Genomic DNA, 20,762 nt, shown 5'->3' on the forward strand with positions numbered 1-20,762 from the left:
GTTAGCTTACCACATCCCAAGTCGTGATGCGTTCGCCGGTGGCAGGATCCTTGCCATCCTTCAACTGCACACCCTCTGCCAGCAATTCATCGCGAATACGATCAGCTTCGGCCCAGTTTTTGTCGGCGATCACACGCAGGCGCTCGGCAATCAATGCTTCAATTGCAGCCGTGTCGACATCAGCCTTTGCAAAGACCGGTACGTCCTGTGCTGTCACGAAATAAGGGTCGAGCAAGCCTAACAGCGTCATACCTTCGCCCAAAGCTGCAACGTCTCTGGCTTTGAATGCCTTGCGCAGCGCCGTGATTGCAGTCCAGGTATTCAGATCATCTGACAGTGCTTCCGCAACTTCACCAACCGACGAAAGCGAAGACGGCATTGCGAAATCTGCATCACGCAGCAATCCATACCAGCGATGCAGTTCTTCGGCGGATTCTGCCAGGCGCTGTGCCGTCCAGTTGATCGGTTCGCGATAATGCGTTTGCAGCATCGAAAGACGTGCAGCCAGACCGACCCATCGATCGCGCGCAGCCTTGTCGTCCCACACACCAAGCTGCGGTAGACCATCATTCAGCACATCGCGAATGGTGATGAAATTGCCGAGAGACTTCGACATCTTCTGTCCTTCGACCTGCAGGAAGCCGTTATGCATCCAGATGCTGGCCATGCGCTCAGTGCCGAATGCGCAGCATGACTGCGCAAGCTCATTTTCATGGTGCGGAAACACGAGATCGATACCGCCACCATGAATGTCGAACTGGTTCTTATACGGATCATCGCACTGCAGGCCGCCACCAAAAGGTGACAGCAACTTGGCCATGGACATGGCCGAGCACTCGATGTGCCAACCGGGACGGCCAAGCGTTTGAATGCCCGCAGGCGATGGCCAGCCGGGTTCCCCATTGCGCGATGGCTTCCAGAGTACGAAATCCATCTCGTCGCGCTTGTAAGATGCAACGTCAACACGGGCGCCAGCTAGCATTTCATCAAAAGGACGGTGCGAGAGCGCGCCATAACGTGCGCCGCCCAGCGTATTCATTGCAGACGGCGAGAAAAGTACATGGTCATCGGCAACATAGGCGACACCGCGCTCAACCAGCTTCTCAATCAGGTCACGCATATCATCCAGATGCTCAGTCGCACGTGGCTGGCTCGAAGGCTCTAAGTTTGCCAGCGCTTTGATATCCGCCTGAAACTGGTTGTTTGTGCCCTCTGTTACCCGACGGATTGCTTCATTGAGCGGGAGATCAGGATATTCGCTCGCCGCACGTGCGTTGATCTTGTCGTCAACGTCAGTGATGTTACGTGCATAAGTGACATGCGCCTCGCCATAGACATGACGAAGCAAACGGAACAGCACATCGAAGACAATGACCGGGCGCGCATTGCCGATATGGGCGAAGTCGTAAACAGTCGGTCCGCATACATACATGCGCACATTGTTTGCATCGATGGGGACAAAGTCCTCCTTCGCGCGAGTTGCGGTGTTGTACAGACGTAGTTGCGGCGCGTCAGCCATTTTATTTCCCCAAAAGGACCAGAAATACGGGCACGAAGGACCGCAGCCGACTGGCCGGGGCGTTATCATCCTGTTTTATGGTAGGGGAGACGAAAACGGCCGGGCCAGCAAGCTGCTAGCCAATAATAATCGAACCAGTACAAATGATTGTGGTCGGCGTTTTCATGACGCTACTTATCTCTCTCGACTTTATCCCCGTCAAGAGCTTTTGGAAAAGTTCGAGCGAAATAAAGCATTTCCAAAAGAAGGATGAAGCGGTTTTGTTTGTTGGATACGCGAGAATAATGAGCTGGATTGGGGATAGCCGAGAATGCTGTGGTATTTCGGCAACCGTGTTAAACCTTCACAGCTGTTAACCGGAATTCCCCAAAACCGGCTCCAAACAGCCTTCATTCCGTCTCAATCAATCACAAAATAGTGAGTGTAATTGGAAGAGGAATGAACCAATGCCTAAAAGTGAACCGCAACCACGACAAGACAAGCTGATTGATCAGTATCGTGAAATCGGCCCTGCCGTGCTCCTTGCAGCACTCATGAATAAGAAGAACCGTAAGGGCGAAGCCCGTAACGACAATATGCGCAGCTCAATTCTAGCTGTTAAAGAATCTGACTAGAAGGCTGATGCCGATTAGCGCCATCACAGCACCGATGATGCAATCGAGCACCCGCCAGGCCGCAGGCTTCGCAAAGATGGGTTGCAACAGACGCGCCCCATATCCGAGCGAGAAAAACCAAACAAATGATGCGATCACCGCGCCTGCACCATAAGCGGCGCGGGCAGAACCTTCATAGCGGGCAGAAAGACTGCCTAACAATACCACCGTGTCGAGATAGACATGCGGATTGAGGAAAGTCAGCGCCAGACAGGTAGCAACTGCAGCTTTCAGGCTGACACTGCCGTTCGATCTCACCTGCATTGCTTCTGGATGAAACGCGCGGCGAAATGCGACCGACGCGTACCAGAACAGGAACGCAGCGCCTGCAAGCGTAACAAACGAGATTAGCTTTGGTGATTGAGCAATCAGCGTACCCAGCCCCGCAACACCGGCGGCGATCAGCAGCGCGTCTGAAAGTGCACAGATTAGACTCAGAATAAAGACATGCTGTCGCAGCAGGCCTTGCCGCAAGATGAACGCGTTTTGTGCACCGATAGCGATGATAAGTGACGCACCAAGAAAAAAGCCTGAAAAAGCTGCTGAGAACACGGATGACTTTCCTGAAATTATAGCATTTGAGCCAAAAGCGCGAAGCGGTTTTGCGTGAGGCAAATGCATAAAACAATGAGCTATGCGGCTCCAACTATTCAGTCTTAAGTGGAGCCGCTGTAAGTGATCAGAACATCGAAAGCTGGTCGCCCGAATCCTCCTCCGGCCCTGACTTTTTCTTTCTTTTTGGCAGAGACTGTTCTGACGTCAAGCTTTCTTCCACTCTTGTCTGCAAATCTGGTGAAGTATTGGCAACTTTGTTGACCTTGTCTGACACCGGAATGGCTTCAAAAAAGTCATCCTGAACTGGACGCATAATGTCGGCGACATCTTTTGGAAGCAAGGTTTTGCAGTTCAGCCAACGAGCGAAATCCTCTGGCTTCACCACCACCGGCATACGTTCGTGAATAGGCCGCAGCAATCCGTTTGCGTTTGTCGTCAAAATGCCCGCAGTATCGATTTGCGAGCCATCGGAACTGCTCCAGGTTTCGACCAGCGCGCCAAAAGCGACAATCCCGCCGTGGCGCGGCCTGATCCAATAGGCTTGCGCCTTATTCTTTCCCTCACGCCGCCATTCGTAAAAACCGGAAGCCGGAATCAAGGCCCGTCGATGATTTAAGGCCGCGCGAAACGAGTTCTTCTCTGCCGCGGTTTCAGAGCGAATGTTGAAAACCAGATTCCAGTCTTTGGGATCTTTCACCCATGACGGCACAAAGCCCCAACGAACCAGCATGCCGCTCCGGCCGGGGCGATTGCTTCCCGGCGGTGGGGTTTCGCCTGCCAGAATAGAGAGTATTGGCTGGGTCGGCGCGATATTATAACGGGGAGGAAAATCCTCCTCGATCATCGCACCAAGCAATGCTTCAACTTCTTCGCGGCTTGCAGTCAGAGAAAAACGTCCACACATGGCGGCCATGTTCAGGCTTTTGTCGGAATGGTCAAGTGGGGTTTGCTGTTGCCAAAGCAGGCTGACCAGATCATAGCTTGAATATGGTTACAGTTCCCGTCATCCCTGCCCCTCTTCAAATCCACGGTGTCTCTCTCATCTGCCGTCGTGATGGCCGATTTTTGCTGGTTGAACGCGGCAAAGAGCCATGGAAGGGCTGGCTCGCCTTTCCCGGAGGCAGCATTGAGGCCGGTGAAACTCCTGAGGCAGCAGCAGTCCGTGAGCTGAAAGAAGAAACTGCACTCGATGCAGGCTCGCTCAGCCACGTCATCACGGTTGATTTGGCGCTCGAAGGCAAGGCCTATGAGAAGAGCTATTTTCTTTCCGTTTATCGAGCGTTTGATGTTTCGGGCATTGAACAGGCAGGCGACGACGCTGCAGCAATCCATTGGTTGACCGTGGAAGAAATGGCGAGCGCGAGTGTCACCGACAGCACACTGGATGTGGCACGCTCTGTGGCTGAAGCGGAAGACAATCGCACTTCCTGACCCACCTAGCGGTCTAATTCCGACATTTGCATCCCTTGATACAGACGTTAAACAAATATCGGAATTCAAAAGACCACTACCAAGTATATGAATCTAGTTAATTTTTCGAATTCGACGTTGGAAACCGTGTGGACGTCAGTCGAGATTCAAACGTAAAATTCGATCCACTAGTCGCCTTGAAGTGGCCGCGATTTCGAGCGAAAAGGCAGCTCTAAAGGAGAGGTTACTTTTGAAAAGCAACTGGCTTTCCCTCTTGGTGGCCCTGTTGGTGGTAAGTTCGTGGCTGGGTATGGTTTCCCCGGCCCTTTCTGCGCAGGATGCTCCTTATGAGGGCAAAATGCTGCGCATTGCAGAAGTTCTCGGCTCCCTCCACTATTTGCGTAATCTTTGTGGAGAAACCAGCAGCGAGTGGCGAGACCGGATGGACGCCATTATTGCGGCCGAAAATCCCGGTGAAGCAGACCGGTTGCGCCTCGTTTCCAGTTTCAACCATGGATATCGTGCTTTCAGCGACAATTATGTCCGCTGTACGCCTTCTGCCCTTGCGGCGATTGACCGCTACATGAAAGAGGGAGAAAGCTTGTCGAACGAGATCATATCGCGTTATGGCAATTAACCAATTATTCAGTCTTGTGCGGATGGGCATAAATTGCCTCATTTAAATCCGCTGTAATCTGTTAACACTGTCTTAAAGCGACAGTCAGGCTGCATGCGTTTGCACTCCCGATAGTGGTGAGAAACCAGCGACTGCACAAATTAAACTGTTAGAGCGACCTTTGTGCGCCCATTCAGGCGCACGGTGTTCTAATGCAGAAAGAAGGGCGCAAGCCGGGATGAAATCGATGGAACACATGCCAGCAGATCTGGACGAGATGATTGCCCGCGAGAAGAAGCTCGTGGCAATCGAATACCAGAATGAAGCCTGGGCTGACGGCATTTCCGAAGGGATCGAGCCTGAAATTCTTGCTGAAGCTGCTTTCACCACAGCTTTGACCGAACTTATGCGTTCTGCGGGCGAAGACAGCGCTCTCGACCTCATCGAGAAAATGCGCGAACAGATTATCGCCGGCACCTTCCTGCCTGAACGTATTCTTCAGTAAGAATCAATAGCTGCGGCAAGCATTCGCATTCGGCTTGGTGGGGCATCGTAAATCCGCTCCCAGACTCTGCGAAACTGCCGCGTGGACGCAAAGCCTGCCCGCTGAGCGATGTTTTCCATATCGAGCGCAGAATTCAGCAGCATCTCGCGGGCCAGACTGACTTTCAGCCTATTTGCATAGTCCGTCACGCTCATATGTGCGTGCTCGTTGAACAGTCTAGAGAGATTGCGTGGGCTTGCGCCGCTAATGTCAGCCAGTTTTTCCACCGACCAACTGGCTGCGGGATTTTCCGCAATAGCATCCTGTGCACGATGCACCACTGGATGCATATGATTACGTCCTTCCAGCCAAGGCGAAAGCTGTGGATCTCCCCCACTGCGGCGCAAGTAGACGACCAGATAACGCGCAATTGATAATGCCAATGCATGACCTGCAATTTCTGCCACGATATGCAGCATGAGATCGATGCCCGAGGTGATACCCGCACTTGTCAGCCGATCCCGATCTTCCACAAACAACCGATTTTGCAAGACGCGTGATGTCGGGGCCAATCGGTTCAGTTCATCAATCGCCAAATGATGGGTTGTGCAAGCATAACCATCAAGCAAACCTGCGCGTGCCGCCAGAAGCGCGCCCGAACAGATTGAAACCAACCTGATGCCGGGACGGATAGCGCGCCGCATCCAACTTACAATCTGTGCTTCAAGAACATTGTCCTCTTCGCGACTGTTGCCGACACCTCCTAATGGGACATCCGCCGAGCCGGAGATGACGACCAACGCGCCGTCCGGTAGATTTTCTGGCAGAGGCTCAATATTGGCAATCGTGAGGCCAATTGAACTCAACACCGTCTGCGATGACCCGATAAATGTCACCTCAAACTGCACTTCGCTCTGCTCAAGATTGGCCTTACGCAAAACCTCTATCGGCCCCGCCACATCAAGCAAAAGCGTGCGTGGCGGGACAACGACAAAGACCCGGACAGTTTTGTGGCTGTCAACGGTTTGGTTCATGCAGCTTTCCGTTCTGCCCTGTCTGCAAGAGCTTGTTCGACCGTTGCAATCCGCGCGAAACGATCTGCGAGCACCAGCTCGGTACGGGCACGGATTTCGGCGGCACTCCACTCGCGACCATTCACATCGGTCATCGGAAATGTAAGGGTCGCCTCGCCGACGTAATCTACATCGAAACCCAGATCAGAAGCGTGTCGCGTCGTCGTCTCGCAGCATTGTTCAGTACGGATTCCGGAAACGATAACCCGTCTGATTCCGTTGGAAATAAGCCACACATCAAGCCCCGACCCAACGAGTGCGCTATGGCGACGCTTGCGGAAAACGGCATCCGGCTCAATCGTGATCGGTGCCAGCGCTTTCACGAAGCCCGAAGCTTCAGAAAACGGTCCTTCATTTTCAACATGAAAGATTTGCACAACGGGGATACCCTTGCGCTTCGCGCCATCGATCAGAGCCTGCTGACGCTCGATGTAAGCAGCAACATGCTCATCACGATAATAAGGGCGATGGCGGAAGGATTCCTGAACATCGATAACCAGAAGTGCCGTACCAGTAGCGGACATTTTGTGCTCCTTGTGAATTTATACAAGAAGACAATAATCCCTACAATCCAGCCCGAAAGAATGTCATCGGACAAAGATGGGACAATTCACGCCAATCAATCCACTATCAACGACGCGGCAAGGCTTCCAGAAACTCGACCGGCTCGCCCTTATTCGGATTGACGATTTCCGCTTCCCACATGACCTTGATGCCACGCACGAAAGTGCCAACCGGCCAGCCCGTGACAGTCTTTCCGTGATAAGGCGTCCAGCCAGCCTTTGAGCCAGCCTGATCATGTGTGATGGTTTCGCGACGCTTCATATCGACGATGGTCAGGTCGGCATCATAACCCACGGCAATGCGGCCCTTACGTGCCATGCCGAAAATGCGGTTCGGGCCGTGGCTCGAAAGATCAACAAAGCGTTCCAGCGAAAGCTTACCGGAATTCACATGATCGAGCATGATTGGCACCAGTGTCTGAACGCCCGTCATGCCGGAAGGTGATGCCGGATACGGCTTCTGCTTTTCTTCCAGCGTATGCGGCGCATGGTCGGAGCCAAGCACATCGATAATGCCCTGATCAACGCCCTTCCAGACGCCGTCACGGTGGCGCTTGTCGCGTACCGGCGGGTTCATCTGAATGAGATTGCCGAGTGTCGCATATTCGTCAGCCGACAGTGTGAGATGATGCGGAGTGGCTTCGCAGGTCGCCACGTCCTTATGACCTTGCAGGAAGTCGATTTCTTCCGCCGTCGAAATATGCAGCACGTGAATGCGCGCGCCGGTTTCGCGTGCGATACGCACCAGACGTTCGGTGCATTGCAGTGCGGTAGTTTCATCGCGCCAAACAGGATGACTTGATGGGTCGCCAGCAACCCGCAGACCTTCACGTTCTTTCAGACGGAATTCGTCCTCCGAATGGAACGCTGCGCGACGGCGCGTATTTTTCAGAATGGAACGAACACCGTCATCGTCCTCAACCAACAAGTTGCCGGTCGATGAGCCCATAAAAACCTTGATGCCAGCAGCGCCTGGTAAACGCTCAAGTTCTGCAACATCATTGGCATTCTCACGCGTTCCGCCGACCCAGAATGCAAAATCGCAATGCATACGATGACGGCCACGACGGATTTTGTCTTCCAGCGTTTCGGCAGAGGTTGTCAGCGGCTTGGTGTTCGGCATTTCGAAAACTGACGTAACGCCACCCAGAACGGCTGCAAGCGAACCCGTTTCCAGATCTTCCTTATGCTCAAGTCCCGGCTCACGGAAATGAACCTGACTATCAACGACGCCTGGCAGGATATGCAGGCCAGTGCAATCGATCACTTCGCCAGCGGAATTGGCCGAAAGCGACCCGATCGCCTCGATGCGTCCGTTACGAATGCCAATGTCGCGCCGACCTATACCGTCATGGTTGACGATGGTTGCACCTTTCAGGATCGTATCAAACGTTTGGACCATTGTTGTCTCCTGCTGGCTGAATGGGACTTGCGAGCCTTTTCAATGCGGCTTACGTAACGATGATTATAAAGGCAAGGAAGAAGCGATGGCGACGGTAGCGGAAACGATCAATCTTTCCAACAGAGCACTGGTTCATATCACAGGCGAAGACGCGGAAAAATTCGTACAGGCGGTGATTACGACCAATCTCGATAAGCTCGGTGCCAATGAACTGAAACCGGGCGCACTGCTCGCTCCGCAAGGCAAGATCATGTTCGACTTCCTCGTGTCGCGCATCAACAACGGGCTTCGGTTCGATATGCCAGCGGGCATCGCTGCCGATTTTGCCAAGCGGATGACGCTCTATCGTCTGCGCGCCAAAGCAGAAATTATCCAATCGCCAGAATCACTTGTCAGCGTTTGCTGGCAGACTGATTCCGCTTCTTCAGAAGATGATTCAATCTGGCAATCTGGAAAGCGCGATACCCGCTTTCCGGAAGAGCTGAACGTTATTCGCGTCTATGGAAAAGCTGGCGACATTAGCGACGAGAGCGCATGGATCGCGCTTCGTGCCGAGTATGGCATTGCCGAAGGCGAAGCTGACTTCGCCTATAATGACGTCTTCCCGCACGACATCAATTTCGACCAGACGGGGGGTGTGACCTTCCCGAAAGGTTGTTTCATCGGGCAGGAAGTCGTCTCACGCATGCATCATCGCGGTACGCCTCGCCGCCGTGTGCTCGTCGTAAAATCCGACACGCCGCTCCCCGCCATGGGTACGTCGATTACGGTCAATGGACGCGAAATCGGAACACTTGGCAGTTCTTCTGGCAAGATCGGCCTCGCCCTTGCAAGGATTGATCGGGTGAAAGATGCGCTCGATTCCAGCGCGGCCATTATGGCTGGTGAGATCGAAATCACGCTTCTCTTGCCACCGCATGTAGCTTTCACGTTCCCAACGACTGAAGCGGATAAAGCTTAATGGCAGCAGCAGACCGCACTTCGGGCAAAGATCGCGCATGGCAGCGTATGCTGTCTGGACGCAGGCTTGATCTGCTCGACCCGTCGCCACTTGATATAGAGATTGAAGATATCGCGCATGGGCTTGCACGCGTTGCGCGTTGGAACGGACAGACTGTTGGCGAGCACGCTTATTCGGTGGCACAGCATTCACTGCTTGTTGAGCAGATTTTCAACCGACTTGTTCCCGATGCCAGCATTGAATGGCAGATGCTCGCACTTCTGCACGATGGTCCGGAATATGTCATTGGCGACATGATTTCACCATTCAAGGCAGTGATGGGCGGCAATTACAAGCTGATTGAGAACCGACTGGAAAGTGCCATTCACTTACGTTTTTCCCTGCCAGCTTCCATATCCGCATCGCTCAAGAGGCTGATCAAGCGGGCTGATCAGGTGGCTGCCTATTTTGAGGCGACACGGCTTGCAGGATTTACGGAAGCTGAGGCTATCAAGTATTTTGGACGCCCACGAGGATTTGATCCAGCGGGGCTCGATATTACCCCGCGGCCGACGCAAAGCGTTCAGAACGACTTTCTCGCTCGGTTTGCTACTTTAGACCAGGCCCGAAAGAAGTAGACCATGACTTATATCGTGGTCAGTCCGCTCTCAAAGTTCGAAGCCCAAATCGAATTGCATCAACCGAGCCATATGGTAACGCTTAGCAGCGGTGATGTGCCTTCAACATCTGGCACCACGAAACGTCTCAGCCTTATCTTCAATGATATTGTTGAACCACGCGATGGGCTGGTGATGCCGGAAAGCGTTCATATCGAACAGTTTCTGGAATTTACGTCCACTTGGGATAGGGCCAGGCCGTTGCTGATCCACTGTTATGCAGGAGTATCGCGTTCGACGGCGGCGGCCTATATCGCAGCACTGTCTTTTGACGCACAGCTTGATGAAGCTCAGCTCGCAAGAACATTGCGTGAGCGTTCACCGTCTGCCACGCCCAATATGCGCCTGATAGAATTGGCCGACGAGATACTCGCGCGCAAGGGACGTATGGTCGAGGCTATTCGCGCCATCGGACACGGCAAAGATGCCTTCGAGGGCAACGTGTTCAGCCTGCCTGTTGCAAACTAATTGTGCGCGCTATCGCATTCAAAAACCCGCCGCGTGCATCGGGTGGGGTTTGCGCACGAGGTTCCCACACATGGCGCAGGAAGAAAAAACCTGTCATTCGGAAAGCATCGTTGAGATCGTCGTAGCAGGAGGGGCGCACCGATGTGCTGTTAACGAAGGCGGGCAATGGTAACATCTTGTCAGCCCAAGGCGCTCCTGCATCACCACAGACCGCACGTCCTGATTTGGGCGACACATAAATCAGATTTTCGCGAACGCCGGTGGCTGCACATTCCTTGAGATCAAGACCGAACCCCAGCTCTTCAAGCATCATCACTTCAAATCGCAGAAGCAACTCACCAGATGCAAGAGGATCATCGAAATGCTCGATGATAAGGCGCAGCGTTTCATAAAGCGCGCCTTGCGGGTCGCGTTCTGGCAGAAGCCGCAAATGCGCAGCCGCAAGCTGGATACCATAAAGAGCAACAGGCGTTTCAATAAGGCGCGCTGCCGCAAAGCCAAGTGGCTCAATTGTAAAACTGCCCAGATGCTCGTCCAACCGTGCCCACCATGCCAAATCGACATGATTGCCGGGCTGGAGCAGCGGCTGCATGCGACGGGAGCGCCCGCCGCGCACCATACCCATATGACGGCCATGTTCACGCGTCATCACTTCGACAATGGCGCTCGTTTCGCCATGTCGCCGTGTGCCGAGAACTATGCCTTCATCGCGCCATTCCATAGAGGTGTTTTACCAGATTCCTTTTTGCGCATAATTCTATACCAAAACCGAACGATTCTCTGAATTATGCGCGGCTATCACGCCATTCCAAGGATAAATGTTTACCCGATTCCTGTTGGGTTACTTCGGGAAATCGAGGCCCATTTCACGATAGCGTTCAGGATCATTGCCCCAGTTTTCCCTGACTTTCACAAACAGGAAGAGATGCGCATTCTGTTCCAGAATTTCGCTGATCTCTTTACGTGCTGACTGTCCGATCGCTTTGATCGTTTCGCCTTTGTGTCCGAGAACGATCTTCTTCTGACTTTCGCGCTCGACATAGATCACTTGCTCGATACGCACCGAGCCGTCCTTACGTTCTTCCCAGCGTTCAGTTTCTACCGTCGAGGAATAAGGCAATTCTTCATGCAGGCGCAGATAAAGCTTTTCGCGGGTAATTTCCGCCGCAAGCTGGCGCATCGGCATGTCCGAAATCTGGTCTTCAGGATAATACCATGGGCCGTTCGGAACGGTCTCCGCCAGGAACTTTGCGAGGTCCTTGCAGCCCGAACCATTGAGCGCCGAGATCATGAAGGTGCGGTCAAAGGCGACCTTTTCATTTGCCTTCTGCGCAAGTTCAAGCAGCTTTGGCGGCTCAACACGGTCTACCTTATTCAAAACCAGCACTTTCTTCTGGCGCACGTTGACCATGCTTTCGAGAAGTGCTTCGGCGTTCTCGTTCAGGCTACCCTGCGCGTCGAGGATAACGAGGATGATATCTGCATCCTTCGCGCCCCCCCAGGCCGTTGTGACCATCGCGCGGTCCAACCTGCGCTTAGGCCGGAAAATACCGGGCGTATCAACGAGCACGATCTGTGCGTTGTTCTCGATGAAAATGCCGCGTACCAGTGCACGCGTTGTCTGCACCTTATGCGTGACGATGGAAACCTTCGTACCCACGAGCTGGTTGACCAGCGTGGATTTTCCGGCATTTGGCGCACCAATCAGCGCAACAAAGCCTGAACGGGTCTGTCCGGTTTCAGTTTCGCCGGCTGACGGCGTCGTCGGAGTGTTCATTGCTTATCCTTTTGAGAGCGGACTTGTTCTTGAAAGAACAGGCATCGCCCTATCTTTTGTTTTGCGCAATTCCCGGCGTAAACCGGTCCCCACTTTCGCTGGAATTGCTCTATGTAATCTTGGCAGCAGGAAACGGTCCTCGCCCAAACCGCTCTGCCGATGCGACGGCCCACCACTGTCGCTGTTGATCCGATTATAGCCGAATTTCACTTACTGCATAATTCCTTAAACTCGGATCAGTTTAGGGTAAAATTATGCGGCAAAATTAACTGTTAGAGCGACCTTTGTGCACCCGGCAGAGCACAAGGCGCTCTAAAAGAATGCTGATTCACGCGTCACGCAGAACTGTCCCGCTTCCAGACAGTTTCCCTGTAAAGCATTGCTTCTGCGGCAGCCTGCTCAGCAATGCGCTTGGAACGCCCCTCGCCTGTTTCGGGCGCAAATCCCTTCACAGCCACTTCAACTGTAAAAAGCGGATCATGATCAGGGCCACTGCGGCTTACAATTGCGTAGACAGGATGCACATTGCCTTGCTGATGCGCCCATTCCTGTAGTTCTGTTTTTGCGTCGCGACGTGCGGCTCCGGTCTCGAGAGACCGCTTCTGCCAATAGCGTTTGATGAAACCGCGTGCTGCTTCTAGTCCGCTGTCCATATAAATGGTCGCAATCAATGCTTCGACGACATCGGCACGAACATTAAGCAGACGCTTGTCATTGAGGGATTTGATGTCGGAGCCGGTATGGATCAAATCGGCAAGACCAATCTCATCGGCAATTGCGGCGCAGGTTTCGGCATTGACCAGCGCATTAAGGCGAACTGACAATTCCCCTTCCGGCGCATCTGGAAAGGCTTCGAAAAGCATCTCAGCAACCACGAGACCAAGCACGCGGTCGCCAAGAAATTCCAACCGTTCATAATTGGCACGTGAAGGTGCCTGGACGCTCGAATGGGTGAGCGCACGTTCCAACCGTTTCAGATTGAGAAAACGGTGTCCCGTGCGCTCCTCCAGAATTGCTGCTGTTTTATTCTCGGAGACCATTTCAGTTTCCGGTTACGGCAGTATGCGGCTCACCACTCACCCAAGAAATGAGGCGGCTAAAGCGAACATCAGATGGCCATTTCCAGATTTCGAGCGGGCTCGACTTGTCTGCAATCGAGAAGAAAATAATGTTTGCACGACCGACCAGATTTTCAAAAGGCACATAACCAACGCCAAAACGGCTATCGAGCGAGTTGTCGCGATTGTCGCCCATCATAAAATAATGACCGGCAGGCACTTCGAATACGCGCGTATCGTCACCGATAGAATTTGGTGCCAGATCAAGCGTATCGTAAGTCACACCATTCGGCAGTGTCTCGCGGTAGACTTCAACTGGACGATTGACTTCGGTCACATCAGGATTGTCGATTGTGCCAACCCGCTCGCGCTTAACAGCCACATCATTGATGTAGAGAACGCCGCCACGCATCTGCACGCGATCACCTGGAAGACCGATCACACGCTTGATGTAATCGACATTGGTGTCGCTGGGCAGCTTGAACACTACGACGTCACCACGCTTGGGCTCAGTTCCCCAAATACGACCGGAGAAGAGGTCAAGACCGAACGGCAGTGAATAGCGCGAATAGCCATAGGCATATTTCGATACGAACAGATAGTCGCCTTCCAGTAGCGTTGGGCGCATGGAGCCGGACGGAATACTGAAAGGTTGGAAAAGCAGGCTGCGAATAATCAGTGCCAGCAGGAGAGCTTGCACGATAACGCTGACGGTTTCGCCAAGGCCGCCTGATTTTTTAGTTTCACTTTTGCTGGACACGCTCATTGTATCTCCGCTTGCCGATGTGCGATCTAATAACGGCTAAGGTTGCTCGAAGCAATCCAATCACCGCTACCTCGCACGATTATGAGCAGGAGTTTACCTGCCACAATCGCAATTGTTTGGCGCATGCCGCTATCGGAAAGGCGTTTTCGCTTTTCCGCAGCATGCATTATTCGGTTTCTGGCAGCGCTTCGATAATGACAAAAGCCTGCGCAAGAGGAAAATCATCGGTAATTGTCAGATGTATGGCAGCGCGTTTGCCTTTTGGCAGCATGCGTTTCAGTTGCTCAGCCGCGCCGCCGGTGAGCTGCATGGTCGGCTTGCCCGAAGGTGTATTGACAACCCCCATATCACGCCAGAAAACGCCATTCGAAAGGCCAGTGCCAAGCGCCTTGGAACAAGCTTCTTTTGCGGCAAAACGCTTTGCATAGGATGCAGCGCGCTGTTTGCGGCCATCTGATTTAGCTTGTTCTAGCTCGGTAAAAACCCGTTGGGTGAAACGATCACCGTGCTTCTCAAGGGTCTTTTCGATGCGGCGGATATCAATCAGATCACTACCAATGCCGATGATCATATTTTCTGCGGCCCCCGGACATGGTGCTTGTTGTGCTTTTCAGCAAGTCGTTCGAGCCTGCGACGACGGAAAGCAGTGACCGCAAAGCGCGTCACAAAATAGGCGACCACCGCAAAAACTGCGCCCAATATGGTCGAGCCGAACAACATCGGCTTGAGTAGAGGTGTCCAGACTTCTCCGAACTTCATCGTCTGAAGAGCATGTCCCAGATGCAAAGGCGGCGCGCTTTCAATATCGCCGCTGATGACAAAGCGGCCAAGCTCATAAGTGCTGCCCCAGATGAACGGGAGCGTCAGCGGATTGGCAAGCGTGGTTCCCAGCGCTGCTGCAGCAATATTACCGGCCAGAAAATAAGCCAGAACAATTGCTATAATCAGATGAAAGCCAAAAAACGGCGTAAAAGCCGAGAAAACGCCAACAGCCAGACCTGCAGCCACCGCATGTGGAGACGCAGTAATGCGTAGCACGCGCTTGCCGCCATATTTAAACGAGCGAGCGAATGAACGACGCGGCCAGACCAGCAGCCTTAGGCGCTCTTTGCGGGTCGGCGGATTTCGACGTTGGAATAACATAAACTTCTCATACTGTTCTCTACGCACCGAGACAATTGTTATTATTGTTCAAGAGATGCAGCAGAGATCCTATCGCTGCGCTCAAACGGCGCTCCATCAAGACGCGGCAAATAGAACTTCGGTGATACACCCAGCATACGGCGAAACATTGTCGTAAAGGCAGAAACACTGTCATAGCCCAGATCAAGCGCCACGCTTGTGACCGCTTCGCCTTCCGTAAGGCGCGGAACTGCTGCAAAAAGGCAGGCCTGCTGGCGCCACACTGACAAGCTCACGCCTGTTTCGCGCTGAAAGTGGCGGGTGAATGAGCGTCGGCTCATCGCCATACGATCCGCCCATTCATCAATTGTCGCGCGTGCTGACGGCTTTTTCACGAATTGACGACAGAGATTTTGCAGACGCGGATCGGCCGGGAAAGGCAGTCCGAGCGGCCTTTGTGGCAAGGTGTGCAAGTCTCTGAGGATCAACTCAATCACCAGAGCATCCCGACTGCCCGGCTCAGGGATGCTGTCGACCGACGTCGCATCGATGATGAGGCAACGCATCAGGTCCGTCATGCCAACCACGTGCAAATAGTCGGGCACACCCGAAATGGCGTCGAGCGCAATATAGATTGAGCGCATAAAGACATCGCCGACAATTTCGACGGAATGTTTTACACCAGCCGGAATCCACATGGCATGATCCCCAGGGATCAACCAGCGACCGGCATCCGTCGTGACCAGAACCACGCCTTGTGAAGCACACAAGAGCTGCGCTCGACTGTGGCTGTGACGCGGTACAAAATAGCCATCCGGATATTTCGTCGGCAGCGCGATCACCGGTCCGCTCAAGTGTTCCAGCATCTCAATGCGCTGTTCATGGAACTTTTGCAGGTCCTCACTGCCCGGCAACAAGAGCCCCGGTGGCGATTTCAGCTTCATCTGCTTTGGCCCACTCTCGAAAGTAATGGACCAAATCACGAAAGCAGGCGCGAAACAATATAATTATGAAGGGGTCAGGTTAGAAATATTCGAAAACATTCGAATTGGGTTCCCTGCCCAACCAACGCAAATTATGAGGAAATTTCCCTCACGGATTATCTTCGGAGTAGGACTATGAGCATGAGTGCTGCCGAGCAGCCTTCAAACACTGGCGCAAACAATACGGTTCTCGCCATTATTCTGGCCACGAGTATGGGCCACTTCCTGAACGACATGATGCAGTCGCTCCTTCCGGCCATCTATCCGATGCTCAAGGACAATTACAGCCTGTCGTTCTGGCAGATCGGCTTGCTCACCTTCACCTTTCAGGTCACGGCTTCAATTTTGCAGCCAATCGTCGGCATCTATACCGACCGTCGTCCTATGCCCTATTCATTGCCATTCGGTATGGGCTGCACGCTGATCGGTTTGATCCTACTTGCGTCCGCGCATCACTATTCGGTTCTGCTTCTCGGTGCAGCCTTCATTGGCTTCGGTTCATCTGTGTTCCATCCGGAAGCCGCTCGCGTTGCACGTCTTGCATCCGGTGGTCGTCATGGTTTCGCACAATCGATGTTCCAGGTGGGCGGCAATTTCGGCTCGTCCATCGGCCCGTTGCTTGCAGCTTTTATCGTTCTGCCCTTTGGACAAGCCAGCGTGTCGTGGTTCTCGATCGCAGCACTGATTGGCATGGCGCTGCTCTGGTATGTCGGAAACTGGTACAACCAGCACAATCTCGCCAATAAGAGCAAGCCGAAGCCTGACAAGACACTGCCATTGCCGCGCAACAAGGTTATTGCGTCGATCTCTGTGCTCGCCATGCTGATCTTTACCAAGTATGTCTACATGGCCAGCCTCACGAGCTACTACACCTTTTATACGATCAGCCATTTCGGCGTGACCGTTCAGGCATCGCAGTTGCTGCTGTTCCTGTTCCTCGGTGCGGTTGCAGCGGGCACAATTGTCGGTGGTCCTATCGGCGACAAGATCGGTACGCGCACCGTGATCTGGGTTTCAATCCTCGGCATCGTTCCGTTCACGCTGGCATTGCCTTATGCGAACCTCGAAGTAACAGCCGTTCTCACTGTTATTATCGGTTTCGTGCTGGCTTCCGCCTTCCCTGCAATCATTGTTTTCGCACAAGAGTTGCTGCCGGGACGTGTGGGAATGGTGTCAGGACTGTTCTTCGGCCTTGCATTCGGCATCGCCGGCATTGCGGCAGCGGCGCTGGGTGTGGTGGCAGACCGGACGAGCATCGAGTTTGTCTATCAGATATGCTCTTATCTTCCGCTTCTCGGATTGCTGACTATCTTCCTGCCGAAGATCGAGAAAGCTCGATAAGGACGCATCGATAGTTTAAAAAAGTGGAGCACCGTTCATCCCCCAACGAACGGTGCTCCTGATGCCACTGACCTTTTGACGGCCCGGTGCAGCGGCAGCTCTGAATAGAGTGAAATGCACCCTACTTCTTTGTTCTGGCGCACATTGCGATGCCTTTGCCGCAAAGTGCGCAATCTCTCACACGGCGAAGCTGAAGCCGTGCATGCTCTCTCTGCGAAACTCATCAAACGTCGCTGCTACCAAGCGGATCAGCGGCTTTCCATCTTCTGTTGCGCTGATGACGCCGTTGCGCACTTCCACCAGACCGTCAGCCACCAGTGGGCGCAACAAGGCCAGCTCGTCGGAGAACTCGACGCCCGGAGCGGCTATGTTCAGATCAACGCGGAAGTTGCACATAAGCGCGGTGATAATACCTGCACGAAGTCTGTCAGTGTCGCGCATTGTATAGCCACGCACAGTTGCAAGATCCCCCGCCGCGACGCGCTTGCTGTATTGCCCGACATCGGAAATATTCTGCGTGTAACCAGCTGGATATTGCGAAATCGATGAGGGGCCAAACCCAATCAACGTATGACAACGATCCGTCGTGTATCCCTGAAAGTTGCGATGCAACGTGCCATTTTCTGCTGCAATGGCCAGGGTATCGTCCGGTAATGCAAAGTGGTCTATGCCAACCGGCTGATAGCCGAAGCCAAGAAAACTTTCAGCAACAGCACTTGCCTGTGCGAACCGTTCGTCGGCATCGGGCAGAATGCTTTCATCAATCAGTCGCTGATTGGCACGACGCTGTGGCAGATGCGCATAACCAAAGCAGGCAATGCGATCAGGTGTCATCGCCGCAACGCGCTCGCAGGTTTCGCGAAGACTTTTCACCGTCTGAAGCGGCAGACCATAGATCAGATCGAAGTTCAGTCTATCAATGCCCACTTCACGCAGCAGCGTCGCGGCTCTTATTACCGTTTCAATAGGCTGAATGCGGCCAATAGCCTTTTGCACATCGGGATCGACATCCTGCACGCCAAGGCTGGCGCGGTTTACGCCTATCAACGCCAAGGTCTTCACCAGAATAGGATTGACCGTACGCGGATCGAGCTCAATCGCATGTTCCATATCTGGATCGAAATCGAACGCCAGACTCAAAGCCGCCATAATGCGCTTGAACTGCGTGGTATGCAGAATAGAAGGAGTGCCCCCGCCCCAATGTAGATGCACAACCTTTGGACGAGCTGTCAGGCCTGTGTTTACTGTTTCAATCTCGCTTAACAGCGCGACAACGAAATTCTCGATGACATCTTCGCGGACCGCCATTTTGGAATGACAGCCGCAATAGTGGCAAATCTCTTTGCAGTACGGCACGTGGATGTAAAGCGAGACGCTTTCTTCCGGGCCGATCTGGCGCAACCAACTGCGGGTGCTGTCCGGCGTGACTGGCGCGAAATCTGCAGCGGTCGGGAATGATGTATAGCGCGGAACAGCAAGTGCTGCATAACGTCTTATCGTGGCTTCATGCATGATGATTCCGCCCCGCGCGTTTTGCGTTCTGGTGATAACCTGTCGCTACTACGCGTACTGGACGAGGACGCAAACGGGCATTCTGCGGGGCAAGTCGGCATGATGCGGCAAGGAAGCCCACATACTTGACAGCCGATATTGTAATTGCCAGCCACAATGACACCTGTTCACCTCGTTAAGACAGAGCAGCATTTGACTGTGCTGCGTCAATTTCCACGATCAGGTGTAGTGGCGGTTCAAGAAACCTTCATTGATTTAAATCAACGAAATGAAAACAAATAAATGGCGATCAGAGCGGCTTGGTTTACGACTTAAGTTTTGGAACCGCTCTATCTATTCTTTTGAAACATTCTCCAAGTGGAGAAATGCTCAGACGGCTTCAATATCCATACCGGCAACGGCTGCAAGTGAGCGACGCGATAATATCTCAACGGTGTTTGCATCAAGCAACTGAATCAGGCCCTGTGTCTTTAGCTTGGTAAAGCTGCGGCTGACAGTTTCAATCGTCAGGCCGAGATAATCGGCAATATCCGTACGGTTCATCGCCAAATGAACGAGATTGGCCCTATCGCCTCGCTTTTCAGCACGCGCGGCCAAAACCAAAAGAAAGCTCGCAAGCTTTTCCACCGGAGCAAGACGCCCCAGCACAAGCTGGTTGTCGCGCGCAGTGCGCAGCGCTTCACGCGTCATCTGGTGAAGACGTTCCCTGAGCTTCGGAAAGCTAACCATCAATGCTTCCATTTCCTTGGAAGAAAAGGCGCAAAGGACCGAAGGGACAACAGCCTCCGCCGATTGCGAATAGACATCATCGTCAGCCAGACCGAGATAGTCGCCAGGAACCAGAAAACCGGCAATCTGGCGGCGCCCATCAGGCAGCGACGTATAGATGCGCAACATGCCCGAAGTCAGGCTGAAAACTCGGCGTTTCGGATCGCCCTCTTCCACTAGCATTTCGTTTGCATCAAGCTTCTTGGAAGTCATGATAGCTTCAAGCGCGCCAAGATCGCCGTCATCGAGTGCAGAGCAAACCGCCATACGACGTACATCGCAATCAACGCACACACCGCATGGAGCCCGATATGGAGATTTTGGATCAAAAATTAGAGGCGCAACAGCCACGACATATTCCTAAACAGGGGGATGGGCATGGGCTTGCCCTTCCCCCTAAATTAAGGGTGCAAAACAAATACCGCAAAGCGCAATTTCGCCGCAGGGTGGAAATCGCGTCTAGTAAAATCAATACAATAGTAGGAGCCGCTTAAATATTGCGACTACCTGGCTTAATCGCAGGGATTGCAGCCAATTCTGGCGGCAAATTGTCTGGCGAATAGGCTGGCACTTCATATTCGGCAAGTGAGATAAGCTTTGTGCCGACGTCTGCCTTGCCCGCTGAACGATCCACGATACAAGCGGCGGCTACGACTTCGATGCCAACGTCCTTCATGCAATCAATGGTTTCGCGAATCGAAAGCCCCGTGGTGACGATGTCTTCCACGATCACGACGCGCGATCCTTTCGGCACATCGAAACGACGTAAACGGAATACACCATTCTCGCGTTCCACCCAGACCGACGGCACCCCAAGGTGCCGCGAGGTTTCGTAGGACGGAATAAGCCCGCCGATTGCAGGTCCAACGACATAGTCGATCTGTCCGAGGCCAGCCGCCTTGATCTTCTCGGCTAATGCCTTGCAGAGCTTTTCGGTCTTGTCGGCATGCATGAAAACGCGTGCCTTCTGCAAGAAGATAGGGCTGCGCAGGCCAGAGGTTAAAATAAAATGGCCTTCAAGGATCGCTCCCGCTTCGCGGAAGACAGCAAGGACGTCTTCGGTTTTCATTGTGCC

At 53.2% G+C, this 20,762-nt stretch carries 25 protein-coding genes; 9 read left to right on the top strand and 16 right to left on the bottom strand.

Annotated elements, in window-relative coordinates; genetic code table 11:
* Window position 1: 1 nt before the first annotated feature.
* A complete protein-coding gene (gene cysS, locus QBD00_RS13855; protein WP_318579777.1) occupies window positions 2–1,519 on the bottom strand; it encodes a cysteine--tRNA ligase in 1,518 nt (505 codons plus the stop codon).
* 446 nt (window positions 1,520–1,965) lie between these two features.
* Between cysS and QBD00_RS13860 the strand changes: the two genes are divergently transcribed.
* Window positions 1,966–2,133, top strand: a complete 168-nt coding sequence (locus QBD00_RS13860) for a hydrolase (RefSeq protein WP_264232038.1) — start codon at window positions 1,966–1,968, stop codon at window positions 2,131–2,133.
* Here QBD00_RS13860 and QBD00_RS13865 read toward each other — a convergent pair.
* Together QBD00_RS13865 and QBD00_RS13870 are read right to left on the bottom strand one after the other, a co-directional pair.
* Window positions 2,110–2,724 (bottom strand): LysE/ArgO family amino acid transporter, encoded by a 615-nt coding sequence (locus QBD00_RS13865; RefSeq protein ID WP_318579778.1) that lies wholly within the window; start codon window positions 2,722–2,724, stop codon window positions 2,110–2,112. The two genes, QBD00_RS13860 and QBD00_RS13865, sit on opposite strands and share 24 nt — an antisense overlap.
* Before the next feature lie 127 nt (window positions 2,725–2,851).
* Window positions 2,852–3,631, bottom strand: a complete 780-nt coding sequence (locus tag QBD00_RS13870; RefSeq protein WP_095446327.1) for an SOS response-associated peptidase — start codon at window positions 3,629–3,631, stop codon at window positions 2,852–2,854.
* A gap of 83 nt (window positions 3,632–3,714) precedes the next feature.
* Here QBD00_RS13870 and QBD00_RS13875 point away from each other — a divergent pair, with 83 nt between their 5' ends.
* The 3 genes from QBD00_RS13875 to QBD00_RS13885 all read left to right on the top strand — a co-directional run bounded on the left by QBD00_RS13875 (window position 3,715) and on the right by QBD00_RS13885 (window position 5,258).
* Entirely contained in the window at window positions 3,715–4,158 is a 444-nt protein-coding gene (locus QBD00_RS13875) for an NUDIX hydrolase (RefSeq protein WP_095446326.1), read from the top strand.
* 289 nt (window positions 4,159–4,447) lie between these two features.
* On the top strand, window positions 4,448–4,774 hold the full coding sequence (locus QBD00_RS13880) for a TIGR02301 family protein (protein ID WP_095447863.1): 327 nt from the start codon (window positions 4,448–4,450) through the stop codon (window positions 4,772–4,774).
* A gap of 226 nt (window positions 4,775–5,000) precedes the next feature.
* Window positions 5,001–5,258 (top strand): hypothetical protein, encoded by a 258-nt coding sequence (locus QBD00_RS13885; protein WP_191793042.1) that lies wholly within the window; start codon window positions 5,001–5,003, stop codon window positions 5,256–5,258.
* Here the strand turns inward: QBD00_RS13885 and QBD00_RS13890 are convergent.
* From QBD00_RS13890 to QBD00_RS13900, 3 genes are all read right to left on the bottom strand, one after another.
* Window positions 5,252–6,271, bottom strand: coding sequence for a GlxA family transcriptional regulator (locus tag QBD00_RS13890; RefSeq protein ID WP_095446325.1), 1,020 nt, complete (start codon window positions 6,269–6,271; stop codon window positions 5,252–5,254). The genes QBD00_RS13885 and QBD00_RS13890 overlap by 7 nt on opposite strands.
* Window positions 6,268–6,834, bottom strand: a complete 567-nt coding sequence (locus QBD00_RS13895) for an isochorismatase family protein (protein ID WP_318579779.1) — start codon at window positions 6,832–6,834, stop codon at window positions 6,268–6,270. The genes QBD00_RS13890 and QBD00_RS13895 overlap by 4 nt, the downstream gene beginning before the upstream one ends.
* Before the next feature lie 106 nt (window positions 6,835–6,940).
* A complete protein-coding gene (locus tag QBD00_RS13900; RefSeq protein WP_264232040.1) occupies window positions 6,941–8,275 on the bottom strand; it encodes a dihydroorotase in 1,335 nt (444 codons plus the stop codon).
* Between the two features lie 85 nt (window positions 8,276–8,360).
* Here QBD00_RS13900 and QBD00_RS13905 point away from each other — a divergent pair, with 85 nt between their 5' ends.
* The 3 genes from QBD00_RS13905 to QBD00_RS13915 are packed head-to-tail and all read left to right on the top strand — an operon-like array spanning window position 8,361 to window position 10,360.
* Window positions 8,361–9,236: a folate-binding protein YgfZ gene (locus tag QBD00_RS13905; RefSeq protein ID WP_318579780.1), complete on the top strand. Its 876-nt coding sequence runs from the start codon at window positions 8,361–8,363 to the stop codon at window positions 9,234–9,236.
* The gene (locus tag QBD00_RS13910; protein WP_151091437.1) at window positions 9,236–9,853 is read left to right on the top strand and encodes a YfbR-like 5'-deoxynucleotidase; all 618 of its coding nucleotides are present in this window, start codon (window positions 9,236–9,238) and stop codon (window positions 9,851–9,853) included. The genes QBD00_RS13905 and QBD00_RS13910 overlap by 1 nt, the downstream gene beginning before the upstream one ends.
* A gap of 3 nt (window positions 9,854–9,856) precedes the next feature.
* The gene (locus tag QBD00_RS13915) at window positions 9,857–10,360 is read left to right on the top strand and encodes a tyrosine phosphatase family protein (RefSeq protein WP_318579781.1); all 504 of its coding nucleotides are present in this window, start codon (window positions 9,857–9,859) and stop codon (window positions 10,358–10,360) included.
* Here QBD00_RS13915 and recO read toward each other — a convergent pair.
* From recO to QBD00_RS13950, 7 genes are all read right to left on the bottom strand, one after another.
* On the bottom strand, window positions 10,338–11,081 hold the full coding sequence (gene recO / locus QBD00_RS13920; protein WP_095446319.1) for a DNA repair protein RecO: 744 nt from the start codon (window positions 11,079–11,081) through the stop codon (window positions 10,338–10,340). The two genes, QBD00_RS13915 and recO, sit on opposite strands and share 23 nt — an antisense overlap.
* Before the next feature lie 120 nt (window positions 11,082–11,201).
* Entirely contained in the window at window positions 11,202–12,137 is a 936-nt protein-coding gene (gene era / locus QBD00_RS13925; protein ID WP_095446318.1) for a GTPase Era, read from the bottom strand.
* A 335-nt stretch (window positions 12,138–12,472) separates the two neighbouring features.
* Window positions 12,473–13,177 (bottom strand): ribonuclease III, encoded by a 705-nt coding sequence (rnc, locus tag QBD00_RS13930; protein ID WP_151091435.1) that lies wholly within the window; start codon window positions 13,175–13,177, stop codon window positions 12,473–12,475.
* 1 nt (window position 13,178) lies between these two features.
* Complete coding sequence (lepB, locus tag QBD00_RS13935; protein WP_095446316.1) at window positions 13,179–13,961, bottom strand: signal peptidase I; 783 nt, start codon at window positions 13,959–13,961, stop codon at window positions 13,179–13,181.
* A 166-nt stretch (window positions 13,962–14,127) separates the two neighbouring features.
* A complete protein-coding gene (gene acpS / locus QBD00_RS13940) occupies window positions 14,128–14,532 on the bottom strand; it encodes a holo-ACP synthase (RefSeq protein WP_095446315.1) in 405 nt (134 codons plus the stop codon).
* A complete protein-coding gene (gene bspA / locus QBD00_RS13945) occupies window positions 14,529–15,104 on the bottom strand; it encodes a type IV secretion system effector BspA (protein ID WP_095446314.1) in 576 nt (191 codons plus the stop codon). The genes acpS and bspA overlap by 4 nt, the downstream gene beginning before the upstream one ends.
* A gap of 41 nt (window positions 15,105–15,145) precedes the next feature.
* Window positions 15,146–15,997 carry an AraC family transcriptional regulator gene (locus QBD00_RS13950; RefSeq protein WP_264232095.1) on the bottom strand — a complete coding sequence of 284 codons (852 nt, stop codon included), beginning with the start codon at window positions 15,995–15,997 and terminating at the stop codon, window positions 15,146–15,148.
* Window positions 15,998–16,201: 204 nt separating this feature from the next.
* Between QBD00_RS13950 and QBD00_RS13955 the strand changes: the two genes are divergently transcribed.
* On the top strand, window positions 16,202–17,407 hold the full coding sequence (locus QBD00_RS13955; RefSeq protein WP_024897329.1) for an MFS transporter: 1,206 nt from the start codon (window positions 16,202–16,204) through the stop codon (window positions 17,405–17,407).
* 177 nt (window positions 17,408–17,584) lie between these two features.
* Here QBD00_RS13955 and hemN read toward each other — a convergent pair whose 3' ends face one another.
* On the bottom strand, window positions 17,585–18,919 hold the full coding sequence (gene hemN, locus QBD00_RS13960; protein WP_318579782.1) for an oxygen-independent coproporphyrinogen III oxidase: 1,335 nt from the start codon (window positions 18,917–18,919) through the stop codon (window positions 17,585–17,587).
* Window positions 18,920–19,288: 369 nt separating this feature from the next.
* Window positions 19,289–19,954: a helix-turn-helix domain-containing protein gene (locus QBD00_RS13965; protein WP_318579783.1), complete on the bottom strand. Its 666-nt coding sequence runs from the start codon at window positions 19,952–19,954 to the stop codon at window positions 19,289–19,291.
* 44 nt (window positions 19,955–19,998) lie between these two features.
* Between QBD00_RS13965 and QBD00_RS13970 the strand changes: the two genes are divergently transcribed.
* Window positions 19,999–20,181 (top strand): hypothetical protein, encoded by a 183-nt coding sequence (locus QBD00_RS13970; RefSeq protein ID WP_167388287.1) that lies wholly within the window; start codon window positions 19,999–20,001, stop codon window positions 20,179–20,181.
* Here QBD00_RS13970 and pyrE read toward each other — a convergent pair.
* Window positions 20,178–20,756, bottom strand: coding sequence for an orotate phosphoribosyltransferase (gene pyrE, locus QBD00_RS13975; protein ID WP_318579784.1), 579 nt, complete (start codon window positions 20,754–20,756; stop codon window positions 20,178–20,180). The two genes, QBD00_RS13970 and pyrE, sit on opposite strands and share 4 nt — an antisense overlap.
* Between the last annotated feature and the right edge of the window lie 6 nt (window positions 20,757–20,762).

The organism is Ochrobactrum sp. AN78 (assembly GCF_029909885.1).
Lineage (GTDB): Bacteria > Pseudomonadota > Alphaproteobacteria > Rhizobiales > Rhizobiaceae > Brucella > Brucella quorumnocens.